Annotated in this window: 15 protein-coding genes; 9 read left to right on the forward strand and 6 right to left on the reverse strand. The window is 41.2% G+C overall.

Going from position 1 to position 13319, the window contains the following annotated elements:
- Positions 1-35 precede the first annotated feature (35 nt).
- Genes TOL2_RS08650 through TOL2_RS08665 form a run of 4 tightly spaced genes read right to left on the reverse strand, consistent with a single transcriptional unit; the run spans position 36 to position 3808 of the window.
- On the reverse strand, positions 36-758 hold the full coding sequence (locus TOL2_RS08650; RefSeq protein WP_014957114.1) for a GGDEF domain-containing protein: 723 nt from the start codon (positions 756-758) through the stop codon (positions 36-38).
- The gene (locus TOL2_RS08655) at positions 755-1153 is read right to left on the reverse strand and encodes a DUF1987 domain-containing protein (protein WP_014957115.1); all 399 of its coding nucleotides are present in this window, start codon (positions 1151-1153) and stop codon (positions 755-757) included. The genes TOL2_RS08650 and TOL2_RS08655 overlap by 4 nt, the downstream gene beginning before the upstream one ends.
- A gap of 10 nt (positions 1154-1163) precedes the next feature.
- Complete coding sequence (locus TOL2_RS08660; RefSeq protein WP_014957116.1) at positions 1164-1721, reverse strand: SiaB family protein kinase; 558 nt, start codon at positions 1719-1721, stop codon at positions 1164-1166.
- Positions 1722-1732: 11 nt separating this feature from the next.
- The gene (locus tag TOL2_RS08665; protein WP_014957117.1) at positions 1733-3808 is read right to left on the reverse strand and encodes a cache domain-containing protein; all 2076 of its coding nucleotides are present in this window, start codon (positions 3806-3808) and stop codon (positions 1733-1735) included.
- 278 nt (positions 3809-4086) lie between these two features.
- Here TOL2_RS08665 and TOL2_RS08670 point away from each other — a divergent pair, with 278 nt between their 5' ends.
- On the forward strand, positions 4087-5118 hold the full coding sequence (locus tag TOL2_RS08670; RefSeq protein ID WP_014957118.1) for an NAD(P)H-dependent glycerol-3-phosphate dehydrogenase: 1032 nt from the start codon (positions 4087-4089) through the stop codon (positions 5116-5118).
- A gap of 88 nt (positions 5119-5206) precedes the next feature.
- On the opposite strand, the gene TOL2_RS08675 is transcribed toward TOL2_RS08670, so the two are convergent.
- Both TOL2_RS08675 and TOL2_RS08680 read right to left on the reverse strand, forming a co-directional pair.
- Positions 5207-5824 (reverse strand): GAF domain-containing protein, encoded by a 618-nt coding sequence (locus TOL2_RS08675; RefSeq protein ID WP_014957119.1) that lies wholly within the window; start codon positions 5822-5824, stop codon positions 5207-5209.
- A 205-nt stretch (positions 5825-6029) separates the two neighbouring features.
- Entirely contained in the window at positions 6030-7310 is a 1281-nt protein-coding gene (locus TOL2_RS08680; RefSeq protein WP_014957120.1) for a 3-deoxy-D-manno-octulosonic acid transferase, read from the reverse strand.
- A 109-nt stretch (positions 7311-7419) separates the two neighbouring features.
- Here TOL2_RS08680 and TOL2_RS08685 point away from each other — a divergent pair, with 109 nt between their 5' ends.
- Genes TOL2_RS08685 through TOL2_RS08715 form a run of 8 tightly spaced genes read left to right on the forward strand, consistent with a single transcriptional unit; the run spans position 7420 to position 13265 of the window.
- Positions 7420-9183, forward strand: coding sequence for an ABC transporter ATP-binding protein (locus tag TOL2_RS08685; RefSeq protein ID WP_014957121.1), 1764 nt, complete (start codon positions 7420-7422; stop codon positions 9181-9183).
- 11 nt (positions 9184-9194) lie between these two features.
- Positions 9195-9362, forward strand: a complete 168-nt coding sequence (locus TOL2_RS24085; RefSeq protein ID WP_014957122.1) for a Trm112 family protein — start codon at positions 9195-9197, stop codon at positions 9360-9362.
- Positions 9363-9365: 3 nt separating this feature from the next.
- The gene (locus TOL2_RS08690) at positions 9366-9914 is read left to right on the forward strand and encodes a DUF4416 family protein (RefSeq protein ID WP_014957123.1); all 549 of its coding nucleotides are present in this window, start codon (positions 9366-9368) and stop codon (positions 9912-9914) included.
- Positions 9907-10788: a YicC/YloC family endoribonuclease gene (locus TOL2_RS08695; RefSeq protein ID WP_014957124.1), complete on the forward strand. Its 882-nt coding sequence runs from the start codon at positions 9907-9909 to the stop codon at positions 10786-10788. The genes TOL2_RS08690 and TOL2_RS08695 overlap by 8 nt, the downstream gene beginning before the upstream one ends.
- 25 nt (positions 10789-10813) lie before the next feature.
- Positions 10814-11074 carry a DUF370 domain-containing protein gene (locus TOL2_RS08700; protein WP_014957125.1) on the forward strand — a complete coding sequence of 87 codons (261 nt, stop codon included), beginning with the start codon at positions 10814-10816 and terminating at the stop codon, positions 11072-11074.
- A gap of 4 nt (positions 11075-11078) precedes the next feature.
- Complete coding sequence (gene gmk, locus TOL2_RS08705) at positions 11079-11642, forward strand: guanylate kinase (protein ID WP_014957126.1); 564 nt, start codon at positions 11079-11081, stop codon at positions 11640-11642.
- A 3-nt stretch (positions 11643-11645) separates the two neighbouring features.
- The gene (gene rlmB / locus TOL2_RS08710) at positions 11646-12389 is read left to right on the forward strand and encodes a 23S rRNA (guanosine(2251)-2'-O)-methyltransferase RlmB (protein ID WP_014957127.1); all 744 of its coding nucleotides are present in this window, start codon (positions 11646-11648) and stop codon (positions 12387-12389) included.
- 27 nt (positions 12390-12416) lie between these two features.
- Positions 12417-13265, forward strand: coding sequence for a ComF family protein (locus TOL2_RS08715; RefSeq protein WP_014957128.1), 849 nt, complete (start codon positions 12417-12419; stop codon positions 13263-13265).
- Positions 13266-13319 lie beyond the last annotated feature (54 nt).

Genomic DNA, 13319 nt, shown 5'->3' on the forward strand with positions numbered 1-13319 from the left:
GCCGGGAAGAATGGCATGACTGCAGGGGCAAACAGCTATGAACATACCCTGTTGCGTCCGCTGCTTTTGGCCTTGTATAGCATGTCATCTGCCACTTTGATAAGGGTTTCAGGTGTGTGGCTGCTGCGCATCGGGGTTTGAATGGAGCTTATGCCTATGCTCACGGTTACATGATCGGCCACTTTTGATTCCACATGAGCAATATCCAGGGCTTCTACCTGTTGTCTCATGTTTTTGGCAACAATTTGAGCCCCTTCAATATTCGTGTCGGGTAAAACAGCTGCAAATTCTTCTCCACCGTATCGGGCAACAATATCCATGGGGCGTTTGCTTGCTGAAGACAACGCAGATGCCACCCGTTTTAAACAGGTGTCTCCTGAGGCATGCCCGTAGGTATCGTTAAATAGTTTAAAATAATCAATATCCACCATGATAATGGATAAGGCTGTTCCGTTTCTTTGAGCCTGCTTCCATTCTTTTTCATAGGCATTATCAAAACATCTGCGGTTGGGGATTCCAGTCAGCCCATCCAGTGATGAAAGTTGTTCCAGGCGGCCATTTAGTTCATTAAGATCACTTTGCATGATGTCAGACATTTTAACAAGGCGTCTGGTCTGCTTTAGTAATTTGTTGTAGTGTTTTACCATCAGCTTATATTCCGGCAGCATGCAGTTTTCGGAATAGGTTTCATCTTGAATCAGTTGCCTGGCTTGGGTAAGAATGTTGATTTCCCTTTGAAACAGGTCACTAAAACTCATATCGTTTGGCCGCTGTTCAAAACAACCAGATTAAACGGCAGGGTTTCCAAGTCTTCTTGAAATTCTTCTCCGCATTCTTCAGCGGTTTCATTTTCTTCCATATAGATCCAGTTGACATTGATTTTTTTGCCATTATCATAGGCTTCTTCAAGCATATCGAAAAAATTCATCAATGCTTTGGAACTGCTGCTGTTGAAATAACTGATATTTAAATTAACGGTTAAAACAGGAGTGTCCAGTTTTTTTGTTTCAGTGTTCAGCCATTCAAAAACCGGGGAAAAAAATTTAACTGCGTTTTCCGGATAGCACTCGCCTGTAATTTCCAGGGTATTGGATTCAATGTTATATTTCACAAAAGGAGATGATTTGGTAGCCTCAATATATAATGTATCCATATGGTTCTCCTTATATTACAGCTTTGATTGAAATAAAATCATGTTGTTTGTCAGTGCTGCCGGTCAGTGTATATTCAATGGGACGACTTGCTTTACGGGCGGTTTCAATCATTCCAAGGCCGGCACCTTTTCCGCCTTTGCGACGTTCAAGTTTGCGCTGCTCCTTGTAAAATATTTTAAGTTCGTTTTTGTCCATTCCTTTTAATTTGTCCAGCAGATCAACAATACGCCGGGTATCATCTTTATGAATATAATTACCGCTTGAAATATAAAATTTATCCTTGCCATCTCTGCCGACAACGATGATTCCATAACTTAGACATCCTTCTGTTTCTTGCTGGTCGCTGTCATCCTTTTCAGCAGAATAGTGGACAACATTCTGCATCTGTTCCACAAAGATTGAGAAAACATGCCTGGAGGCGGTTTGTGTCATGGCCTCCAGTTCCATCTTTTGTTTCAAGGCATCTCCTATGCCTTCAACAACACTCTGGGATGTAGGGCCGCTGAAGCAAAAAATAATTCCTTCTTTTTTCATGGTCTGATAAAATGGAAACATATCATTGATCATGTGTGAACTCCTTATTTATAAGTTAAGCCGATAACAGTAATGTCATCCCGTTGTTCCTCATTTCCCTGATATTGAGTTAGAATTTTTTTAAGGGCTTTTTTCTGGTCTGAGAAGCCGGATTGATGATGCTCGGAAATGAATTTGAGAAATCGCCGTCTGCCAAAGGGCAGGCCATGGGTTCCACCGGCTTGGCCAATTAAGCCGTCCGTGGTCATGTAAAGCTGTTTTCCCCTGTTCAGTTTAATTTTGTGTTCCTTAAAGTCAAATTTAATGTTTGAAGATTTATATCCAATACTTTGCTTGTCTCCCTTTATCTGTTGTATGCCGGTCTCTTCTTGAACAAAAAGGCCTATATTGGCTCCGGCAAATGTGAGTATATCCGTAGCCGTATCCACGGAGCAAAGGGCAATGTCCAGGCCGTCATCTGATTTAGCATCCTTGGAATGCTGGCCCAATGAAAATTGGATGATCCTGTTGAGTTCTTTGAGGATCGCTCCTGGACTTGCCGTACCCAGTTCCTGGACGACATGGTGGATTGCCATGCTCGCAATCATGGTCATGATTGCTCCTGGAACCCCATGCCCGGTACAGTCGATAATCGCAAAAACAAAGCCGTTACTATTATGCTTCAGCCAGAAGATGTCTCCACCGATGATATCCTTGGGCCGCCACAGTATGAAACTATCTGAAATTTCTTTTGGTTTGGTATCAGGCTGCGGTAAAATTGCCTTCTGAATAGTTCTGGCATACCGGATACTTTCCATGACCTGGCTGTTGGCATATTCCAGTTCTTTGTAATTTTCAGCCAGTTCCCGGGTTTTTTCTTTGACTTTTTGATCAAGAACTTCAACGTGATTGTCCAGTTTTTCCACCATTGCATCGAATTCACGGGCCAAAATACCGATTTCATCATTGCTGACAATGCCGCTTCTGATTTTTAAATCACCGCCTTGGATTTTTAAAACCGTTTTTGATAATTTTTCAATGGGGCTGACAAATTTTTTCAAACAATAAATTCCAATGAACAATGAAAGCAATAGGATTATTATGGTGATAAATGCTATTCGGGAAGTCAGGAAGCGAGATTGACTGTAAAGTTCATCAGTGTAAACGGAACTTGCAATATACCATTTAAAATGGCTGTTATACCGCACCCAACTGATTTTTTCATATACATAATTCCCGGGGTCTTCCGGGTGGTCCCAGGGGTATTCCATGTGAGATTCTTTAATGTCGACTTTTTCCATAAGCTCTTTTAGAATCGGTCTGCCTGTCCTGGGATTGCGCAATTCATTGAGTTTGGCAGTAGTAAGTTTTTCATCGGGGTGAATAATCAAGTGCATATCAGCATTGAAAATATACATATATCCTGATTTTCCGATTGTGACTTCTTGCATGACCGCCCGAAGATCATCAACCAGTTCTTTTTTTTGCCGGTCAATTTCCTGTAAAATGTCATCCATATAAACACCAGTGCCATACACCCAGTTCCAGGGGGGGAACAGGGTGGAATAGGTCAGTTTTTCCGAAGGGGAATTCTTTTCCAGGCGGTTCCACCAATAAGATGTAAAGCCTTCGCCGTTTTTTCGGGCAATATCCACCATTGGTGGTACAATAAGGTTTCCATACACATCTGTGATTTTAGAAAAGTCAGCATTATGAAGTTTTGGATCAGGATGAGAAATCAGCACGGAATCAAAATTTGATATCCACATATAATCCTTATTCCCATAGCGTATGGGCTGCATCTGCTTGATTGCACGCTGTTTGGCTTCGGCTTCGGATATTTCTCCGGCTTTTGCAGCCGAATATTGATTTTTAATGATATATCCTGCTGCAGAGGTAATATCCTTCATTTGACGTTTGCGTGACGTGATGGCAAAGTTTTTGTAAGATTTTATTTCCTTATGCTTGATTTCAACAAGATTATACACATGATCAAGCAAGGCTGTAGCATGGTTTTCCGCCATTTTATAGGTAATTTCCCGGGTAAGGGGGATCGTGTATAGGGCAATGGACATGGAACTGATTAGTATAATAACCAAAATCAGCAATGTTGCTTTGAACCAGAGTCTGGATTGAATCATCAATAGAATCCTTGGGTATGGTATATCAAATGCCGCTTCTTTAATTACTTACAAAGTAAACAGATATCTATTGAAATAATAAAATTCTGTCAAGATTAAATTTATTAAATACAATCCAGTGGCATCAGGTTGAGACGTTTGGTGATTCAGCAGAATAAAAGTTGATCAGAATAGTGATATGGTGTATAAACAACCATTTGTACTCATTTGGAAGATAATATCTTTGACATCAGTACCTTGTCGGGTCTGGAAGGGAAGTTTAACGCATGAGCAGGATGATGGATACGGCAACAACTAAGATAGGGGTTGTGGGTGCCGGAAGCTGGGGGACAGCCCTTGCAAAATTGCTTGCAGATAAAGGATTTGTTCTGGACCTCTGGGTGTTTGAACAGGAAGTAAGGGAACAGATTGAAACAGACAGGGAAAACAAGGTATTTCTTCCAGATATAAAACTGCCGGATAATATCATTCCAACCAATGATCTTGACATCGCTGTAAAAGATAAAAATCTTGTACTTGTGGTGGTTCCGTCTCATTGCATGCGGGATGTTGCAGGCCGGATAAAGGATTTTATAAACCCTGGGACCATTGTTGTGACTGCATCCAAGGGGATTGAGAATAAAACTCACCTGACCATGACTCAGATTCTTGAGGAAAAAATTGATTTTCTTTCCAAAGAGAATCTTGCTGTGCTGTCAGGACCAAGTTTTGCAAAAGAAGTTGCCAATAAAGTGCCTACGGTTGTGGCTGCCGCTTCAATCAGCCGTGATACTGCTGAATATGTCCAGAAAATATTTTCCTGTCCTACTTTCAGGGTCTATATTAATGACGACCCTATAGGCACTCAGATCGGCGGTGCCGTGAAAAATGTGCTGGCAATTGCCGCCGGTATCTGTGACGGTATGAGCATGGGGCTTAATCCAAGGGCTGCCTTGATTACCCGGGGGCTTACCGAGATGAACCGGCTGGGAACAAAACTGGGGGCTGATCCGTTGACACTTTCCGGGCTTGCCGGTGTAGGGGATTTGTTATTAACCTGTACTGGTGATTTGAGCCGGAACTATACCGTGGGCAAGCAGATCGGAGAAGGCAAAAAACTCGATGAGATTATTTCCGAAATGAGAATGGTGGCAGAAGGGGTTAAAACAACCCGGTCCGTATACAACCTGTCAAAGAAACTGGGGATTGATCTTCCCATATGCAATGAAGTGTATTCCGTCCTTTTTGAAGGCCGTTCCGTTGAAGAGACGGTTGAACGTCTGATGAACCGCTCTTTAAAACATGAATTGGACGGGGTTGTGGATGGTTGATTGTTAAGCATCCATCCGTTTGAAGGTCTTCAGGCAGCTTTAGCTTATCTAAATGCTGCCTGGGAGGCGCGTTCGTTCACTTAAAAAATTAATGTTCGCGTATTGATTTGTCCACGCTTTTGGGAACTCCTTCATATGGGGTCCATTTGTTTGTGCCGTATGTATCTTTTCCCCTCATGTTTTTAAGAATCTCAATACTGGTTTTATACCCTTTGTACATCCTGCACATATCCATGGCCATGCCGCAAATTAATGCAACGGCCTGAGCAAGGTTGATATCGTTAAAGGAAAATTCCCATGGGGTTTTTGTGTAAATACGAAGCGCACCAATGATTTTATCGTGGCTGATAATGGGAACTCCCAATAAAGAAGCTATCCCCTCTTTTTTTGCCTCCTCGGGATATTCGATTCTCGGATCATCCATTACATCATAAATGGCAATGGGAATGGCATCTTTTGCTTCCCTGATGGTCTGCATAAAATGGATCGGTCCCTTGGTCAGGTATTCTGTGCTTAATCCGGATGATGCGACAAGACCAAGTTCGCGGGTCTCCCGGTCGACAAGAAATACCGAGCAGCCTTTGGCATTGAATGCTGTTTTTACGCTCTCTGCAGTTGTCAAAGCCACTTCTTCCGGGTCCTTGCACTGGGAAATGGCGGTGGTTAAGCGGGTGATTGTGTCATACTGCATGGTATGATTTTCCATAACGGCCCCCTTTTATTTCGGATTATGAAACAACAGCGCCCTGATAAAGATCAGAGTGCCTGATAAACAAAAACCGGAGCATTGAAAAACAAGCGCAAAAGCAAATGAGAGTGTAAACAAATGAGTGGAAACAAACATTTCAGAAAATACCGGATTAATAAATAAGAACGGAGTGGTCTACTAATATTTCTAAATTATATACCAATCAAAAAAAATCGTCAAAGGCTTTTAAAATTTCATCACACACCTGCCCGGCACCGCCCTGGTGTGTTTTGATAAATTTTTGTGCCATGTGTTTGCAGGTTGATTGGGAGGAGGGGTTTTCAAGGGTTTTAAGAATGGTTTCAGCCACTGTTTTCCAATGGCTTTTTTTGATGACAATTCCTTGTTTGAAGATCTCGTCCGTTACCCAGGCAAAATCATCATAATGCGGGCCAATAACTGTGACTGCACCCTGCATGGCCGGTTCAAGGAAATTTTGTCCGCCCAGTGGTTTCAGGCTGCCGCCGACAAAGACAACCGATGCACAGCTATAGGCGGTTTTAAGTTCTCCAAAAGTATCCCATAAAATGATGCCTGGTTTGGCTGGAAAATCGGTTATCTCTGACCTTAAACAAAATTTTAAACCAGATGATTTTAAGTGCCTTTTACATGCGTCTATCCTGTGCATATGACGGGGAAAGACAGCTATAACCTGGTTGGGAAAGGCCTTTAAAATTGTTTTTATAATAAGGATAACCTCTTTTTCTTCCTGTTTTCTGATTGACGCAAGGATGGTCAGGGGAACGGTTTGGGGAAAAATATTTCTTATGCGTTTTTGGGTGGCGGATTCAAGGATATCCGTATCAATGGATTCAAACTTGATGTTGGACATGGTTTTAATTCGTTTTGTTTCAAAAATTTGTCCGTATTTTTGAGCATCTTGTCTGGAGGTTGACAGGATCACATCAGGTTCCAGGTGTTTCCATAAGATTTTTGTTTTCCGGTAATGGGTATAACTTTTTTGGGAAAGCCGTGCATTGATGATAAAAATTTTTGTTTTGTTTTGTTTCAGATAATAGAGCAGGGCAGGCCAGATTTCGGTTTCAAGCAATACCATGATACAGGGATTGATTTTTTTTACGGCTTTTTTAATGTTTTGGGGCATGTCAAATGGAAACCACTCGATTTTCAGATTAATACATGAACTGATTGTCTTTCGGGTTAACCTGGTTTTTAAAATGTCCATGCCCTGGGATGTTATTGAGGTTGCTAAAATCGTCAAGGGTGTCTGAGGGGTAAGTTTTTTGATGATTTGAACGGCAAGGTAGGCTTCGCCTGCGGAAGCGGCTTGAATCCAGATGTCAGCTCTTGAGTGGTGAAACGAGGTGATCCGTTTTTGAAATCCATGCTTGAGACGTTTGTTTCTTGCAAGAAAAGGAAGGCACAGTTTCCAGAGCATATTGTAAAGTTTAAAAAAATTGAGTATAAAGGCATTCTTTGTCATGGGGCGTATGCTCTCATGTTTTTTAAATATTAACAATACCCTTTTTAGTATTTAATTTGGGGCGTATTTAGCTGGGGCATATTAAATTGGTTATAGTAAATAAAGGTCTATGAAAAAGAAAAACTCGAAACTCACCAAATCAAGGCGGAAAGAAATTATTTCACTGGTTGTTGTCTACTGGAAAAGGCTTTTACTGGCAGCTCTATGTATGGTCATTGTGGCTGGTGCCAACGGTGCCATGGCTTTTCTGGTCAAACCGGTGATGGACGATATTTTTATTCGTCAAAACCGTGATATGCTCTTGCTCATTCCTGGGCTTGCCATCCTGGTTTTTTTTTTAAAAGGCGCGGGTTCCTATGGGTCGGAATATTTTATGAACTATATCGGAGAAAATATCATTCGATTTTTCAGGGATTCTTTGTATGAAAAGATCACCGACCTTCCCATCTCTTTTATTCACAAGGAAAAAACAGGGGCATTGATGTCCCGCATTACAAATGATGTAAACATCGTTAAAGGCATGGTTTCCACGGCTGTGATCAATGTTTTCAGGGATTTTTTTTCAGTGATTGCCTTTTTGTTTGTTATTTTTTACAGGGACTGGCAACTGGCATTGGGCGCATTTATCGTTTTGCCCTTGGCCTTTTATCCCATTGTTTTGTTTGGCCGCAGGGTTAGAAAGTTTTCTACCGGCACTCAGGAAACTATGGCGGATTTGAACTCGTTTTTGCATGAAACTTTTACCGGCAGCAAGATTATCAAGATTTTTAATCTTCAGGTTTTTGAAAAGAATCGGTTCAAAGAAAAAACCCGGGAACTTTTCAGGCTTGAGATGAAAAAAGTTGTTGCTAAAGCTCTGTCTTCTCCTGTTATGGAGTTTTTAGGAGGGCTTGGTATTGCTTTTATTATCTGGTTTGGCGGTATTCGGGTGATTAACGGCACTTCAACCCCTGGAACTTTTTTTTCTTTTCTCACGGCTGTGATGATGCTGTATGATCCTGTAAAAAAATTGTCCAAGCTGAACAATACCATACAAGAAGGGATTGCCTCTGCCACAAGAATATTTGATGTGTTGGAAGAACCGTCTGTTATCATGGAAAAAGAAAACCCTGAAATCCTTGAAGGTAGCTCTTTTGACGTTGAGTTTGATAATGTTGGTTTCTCTTATAACAAAAACGAAGCCTCGGCTTTAAATGATATCAATTTAAAAGTGGCACCAGGTGAGGTTCTGGCCCTTGTGGGAATGAGCGGAGGTGGAAAAACCAGCCTTGTCAATTTGGTTCCGCGGCTGTATGATGTCACAACGGGTTCGGTATTTATTGCGGGAAAAAATGTAAAAGATCTTTCAATCAAATCATTGCGGGATCATATTTCAATTGTGACCCAAGAACCAATCCTGTTTAATGAGTCGGTAAAAGATAATATCAGGTACGGCAAAATGGATGCCACGGACCTTGAAATTGAAAACGCTGCAAAGGCAGCCTTTGCCTATGATTTTATTCAAGGGTTTCCCAACGGGTTTGATACTGTTATAGGTGAGCTTGGCTCCCGGCTTTCAGGCGGGGAAAAACAAAGAATCTGTATTGCACGGGCCCTGATCAAGGATGCACCGATCCTTATTTTGGATGAAGCCACTTCCGCACTGGATTCAGAGGCGGAACAAGTTGTGCAAAAGGCTTTGGAAAATTTGATGAGGGGCAGAACATCATTTGTGATTGCACACAGGCTGTCCACCATTAACTATGCGTCAAGGGTTATTTTATTGAAAGACGGAGCCATAAAAGAACAAGGCACCCATGAGGAATTGATGGCCCTGAAAGGGGACTATTTTAAACTTCAAATCATGCAGGCTGCTAAAGGGTTGGAAAATTAAAGGAGAATATAATGGCTGTTTCCAGAGAATTATTGGAAATACTGGTTTGCCCCAAATGCAAGGGTGAAATCAGGTTAAATGATAAACAAGACGGGCTTATCTGTGATGCATGCAAACTTTTATACGAAATAAAAGATGATATACCCATCATGCTCATTGATGAAGCAAAGCCGCTGTAAAGGATGAGTATTCCCAAAAATCCTGACCCGGCAAAACTGGTTGTCGGCTGTATCATGAATGATAAAGCATCTGTTGAAACGCTTTATCCAATGCTTGAACAGGAATTCGGACCTGTGGACATGATCAGTCGCTGGCTTGATTTTGATTATACCGATTATTATTACAAAGAGATGGGGTCTCCTTTGTTTCGAAAGGTTTTTGTGTTTAAACAATTGATTGCCCAGGATGACCTGGCCCTGATCAAAGAAAAAACCAATAAAATTGAAACCCGATTCACAAGTTCCGGGCGGCGGGCTGTGAATATTGATCCTGGATATCTTGTTTCTTCGCGGTTTATACTGGCCACGGGAAAAGAATATTCCCACAGGATATATATCGGCCGGAAAATTTATGCAGACTTGACCTTGATGTATTCGAAAAAAGAGGGTTTTAAAACCCTGGACTGGACCTATCCTGATTATGCATCAAAAAACATGATTTTATTTTTATCAAAGGTCAGGGATAAATATCTGCTGGATTTAAAGGCAGACAAAGGAAAAAAAAATGATTAAAAGCATGACCGCTTTTTCCCAGGGTTCACATACATTTGGAACCATCACGGCCGATGTTACAATTCGGTCCTATAATTCACGACATCTTGATATCGCATTTTATTGCCCGGAATCCTGCCAGGTGTTTGAAGATAGTATCAAAAAAATTATTGCCAAAACCCATGACCGGGGAAGAATTGAGATTCGGCTGTCTGTTCAGGATGATGCCCAGGATCTGGATCAGTTTGAGGTGGACGGGGCCAAAGCCACATCCTATTACCAGGCTTTAAAAACAATAAAACACGATTTGAATCTTGCAGGTGATATCTCTGTGGACAATATTTTGACTGCCCGTAATGTTATTGTCCCTTCTAAAAAGGAGCAGGATTCAAAAAATCTTTGGAATGCGATAGAACCGTCCGTGGAAATGGCCAGTAATCATCTGGACATCATGCGTAAAACAGAAGGAAAAAACCTTTTGTCGGATTTGACTGCACGAATGGATTATATTGAAAAGAATTTAGCATTGATTGAAGCAGATGCCGCTACAATTCCACCGATTTATAAGCAACGGCTCATAGAGAGAATTTCCTGTCTGACCTCTGATACGGAAGGGCTGGATCCGGTCCGTATCGCTCAGGAGGCAGCCATTTTGGCTGATAAGAGTGATGTATCAGAAGAGATTGTTCGGCTTTACAGTCATATCAAACAATTCAGGGATATTCTGGATTCAGATGAAGCAGGCGGCAGAAAACTTAATTTTTTAATCCAGGAATTTAACAGGGAATTTAACACCATCGGCTCAAAGGCTGGAAATGCGTCCTTGTCCCATAAAGTAGTTGATCTGAAATCAGAGCTTGAAAAGATCAGGGAACAAGTACAGAATATTGAATAACTGCTATAAATATAAAGGTTAAATAATGGAGCCGCTCCTTTTAAATATTGGGTTTGGAAATACGATTGTGGCGGATAAAATCGTGGCAATTTTGTCTCCCAACTCCTCTCCCATGAAACGGGTCAAGGATGAAGCCAAAGAGGAAAAACGTCTGATTGACGTGACTCATGGCAGAAAAACCAGGGCAATTATTATTATGGAAAGCAATCATGTTATTTTGTCCTCAATTCAGCCCGAGACTGTTTCTCAGCGATTCGAATCCCTGGTAAAAAAGGAAGAAGAATAGAATCATGACGGGTATTGGAAAACTTTTTGTCATCTCCGCTCCATCAGGAGCCGGGAAAACCACATTAATCAGGCAGGTATTAAACCGGTTTAACAGTCTTTCTTATTCCGTTTCTCATACTACCCGGAATCCAAGAAAAAATGAACAGGACGGACGTGATTATTTCTTTATCAGTACAGAGGCATTTGAACAAAAAATTGATCAGGGCGACTTGCTTGAATGGGCAAAGGTTCATGATAATTATTACGGCACATCTATGGAAATTGTCAAAAAGACTCTGGACAAGGGCTTAAATCTTCTTCTGGATATTGATGTCCAGGGTGCAGGACAGATTATGGCATCAGACCTGGACCCGGTGACCATATTTATTATGCCGCCTTCCTTTGAAATTTTATCTCAGCGTCTTGAGTGCAGGGGAACGGATTCCAAAAACGTGATTTCCAGACGCCTTGAAAATGCAAAGTTTGAGATGGCTCAAAAAGACCGGTATCAGCATGTGGTAATTAACGATGATCTTGATGAAGCCATAGAAGCGCTTTGCTTGATTTTTGAAAAAGAGATGGCTTGAAATATGAAAGATAAAACTGATATTTTGTTTGGATTTCATTCCGTTTATGAGGCTTTAAAGGCTGGAAAAAGAAAATTTTATTCTATACTGATTTCAAAAAAAAGATCTCAGGGCAGAACTCAAAAGATTGAGGCTCTTGCCAGGGAAAAAAATATTCCTGTTGAAGCGGTTGAACCTGAACTTCTTGACAAGATAACCCTTTTTTCAAAGCACCAGGGTATGGTTGCCAAAACTTCTTTTTTTCCTGTCAAAAAAGCCACAGAAGTGGTTACCAAAATTAGTAAAAACAAGGAATCCTGTTTTATCCTGATCCTGGAAAATATTGAGGATCCCCATAACTTAGGGGCGTTGATCAGAACTGCACTGTGTGCAGGCGTCGATCATATCCTGATTCCCAAAGACCGGTCTTCCGGGCCGTCTTCAACTGTTTCCCGAAGTTCTGCAGGTGCCATGGAGCATGCCGATATTTATATGATCACCAATACAGCAGCCATTTTAAGAACCTTGAAAGAAAACAACGTATGGGTATTCGGTCTTGATGCCGACGGGGATAAGTCTTTGTTTGGTTCTGATATGGCCGGAAATATCGCCTTGGTTATCGGTGGTGAACACAAAGGGATCAGGCCGCTTGTGAAAAAAGAGTGCGATTTTTTATTGTCCATTCCCAATAAAGGAAATATAAATTCCCTGAATGCTTCTGTTGCAGGCGGCATTGCCATGTTTGAAGCCCTTCGCCAGCGAACCTGAAACTCAATAAAACAAGGAAAAGGTAATATGTTTAAAATTTTCAAGATCTGTTACAAGACCTGTTTCAAGGTCAGTGAAAAGATCTGTTCCAGAGCATATTACATATCAGTTGTAAAAAAAAGCATTCGGCTTTTTGGGCAGCTGCTGTATCCGTTAAAGTGTTTAAAATGTGGCGCTTATATTGATTCGGATGAGTTTGACCCGTATTCAATGGAGACCTGTTTTTGTGATAAGTGTATGGCAGAGGGATTTTACCCCATGGAAACACCTTTTTGTATTAAATGCGGGGTTAAATTCCCCTGGACTTTTGATGAAAATCATCTGTGTGAAGCTTGTTTAAAAACCCCTTTAATGCTTGAACAGGTAAGGGCGGTGGCAGAATATAAAGGCATTATAAAAGATGCGGTTCCGCTTTTTAAATATCATTCAAAACTGGCGGTTTCAAAAGTGTTTGAACATCTGATGTTTCAGGCTTTTTTGCGGTATTATGAATCTGCTGGGGTTGATTTGATCATGCCGGTGCCGCTGCATAAAAAAAAGCTGAAACAAAGAGGATTTAACCAGGCATTTTTTTTGATTCGAAATTTTGTAAAACAGTATCGGCAAAATTTTGATTGCCTGCCGTCATGGAAGATTGATACAAATTCGCTTGTCAGGTTCAAGCATACACCGTCACAGACAGAACTTGACATGGAACAACGCAAAATAAATTTGAAAAATGCATTTAAGGTTGTTGCTCCAACGACTATTGATAAAAAACATATCCTGTTAATAGATGATGTGTTTACCACTGGTGCAACCTGCAATGAAGCCGCAAAGGAATTGTTGAACCACGGGGCCGGAAAAGTGACGGCACTGGTTCTTGCCCGAACCTGATTCCAAGAAATACCGACAAAATAACAGCAATAACATTATTATCCCTGCCTTGAA

The organism is Desulfobacula toluolica Tol2, assembly GCF_000307105.1.
Lineage (GTDB): Bacteria > Desulfobacterota > Desulfobacteria > Desulfobacterales > Desulfobacteraceae > Desulfobacula > Desulfobacula toluolica.

Excerpts from the sequence above, each read along its gene's own strand:
- TOL2_RS08650 (WP_014957114.1), bottom strand. The coding sequence starts at position 758 with ATGAGTTTTAGTGACCTGTTTCAAAGGGAAATCAACATTCTTACCCAA.
- TOL2_RS08655 (WP_014957115.1), bottom strand. The coding sequence starts at position 1,153 with ATGGATACATTATATATTGAGGCTACCAAATCATCTCCTTTTGTGAAA.
- TOL2_RS08660 (WP_014957116.1), bottom strand. The coding sequence starts at position 1,721 with ATGATCAATGATATGTTTCCATTTTATCAGACCATGAAAAAAGAAGGA.
- TOL2_RS08665 (WP_014957117.1), bottom strand. The coding sequence starts at position 3,808 with ATGATTCAATCCAGACTCTGGTTCAAAGCAACATTGCTGATTTTGGTT.
- TOL2_RS08670 (WP_014957118.1), top strand. The coding sequence starts at position 4,087 with ATGGATACGGCAACAACTAAGATAGGGGTTGTGGGTGCCGGAAGCTGG.
- TOL2_RS08675 (WP_014957119.1), bottom strand. The coding sequence starts at position 5,824 with ATGGAAAATCATACCATGCAGTATGACACAATCACCCGCTTAACCACC.
- TOL2_RS08680 (WP_014957120.1), bottom strand. The coding sequence starts at position 7,310 with ATGACAAAGAATGCCTTTATACTCAATTTTTTTAAACTTTACAATATG.
- TOL2_RS08685 (WP_014957121.1), top strand. The coding sequence starts at position 7,420 with ATGAAAAAGAAAAACTCGAAACTCACCAAATCAAGGCGGAAAGAAATT.
- TOL2_RS24085 (WP_014957122.1), top strand. The coding sequence starts at position 9,195 with ATGGCTGTTTCCAGAGAATTATTGGAAATACTGGTTTGCCCCAAATGC.
- TOL2_RS08690 (WP_014957123.1), top strand. The coding sequence starts at position 9,366 with ATGAGTATTCCCAAAAATCCTGACCCGGCAAAACTGGTTGTCGGCTGT.
- TOL2_RS08695 (WP_014957124.1), top strand. The coding sequence starts at position 9,907 with ATGATTAAAAGCATGACCGCTTTTTCCCAGGGTTCACATACATTTGGA.
- TOL2_RS08700 (WP_014957125.1), top strand. The coding sequence starts at position 10,814 with ATGGAGCCGCTCCTTTTAAATATTGGGTTTGGAAATACGATTGTGGCG.
- gmk (WP_014957126.1), top strand. The coding sequence starts at position 11,079 with ATGACGGGTATTGGAAAACTTTTTGTCATCTCCGCTCCATCAGGAGCC.
- rlmB (WP_014957127.1), top strand. The coding sequence starts at position 11,646 with ATGAAAGATAAAACTGATATTTTGTTTGGATTTCATTCCGTTTATGAG.
- TOL2_RS08715 (WP_014957128.1), top strand. The coding sequence starts at position 12,417 with ATGTTTAAAATTTTCAAGATCTGTTACAAGACCTGTTTCAAGGTCAGT.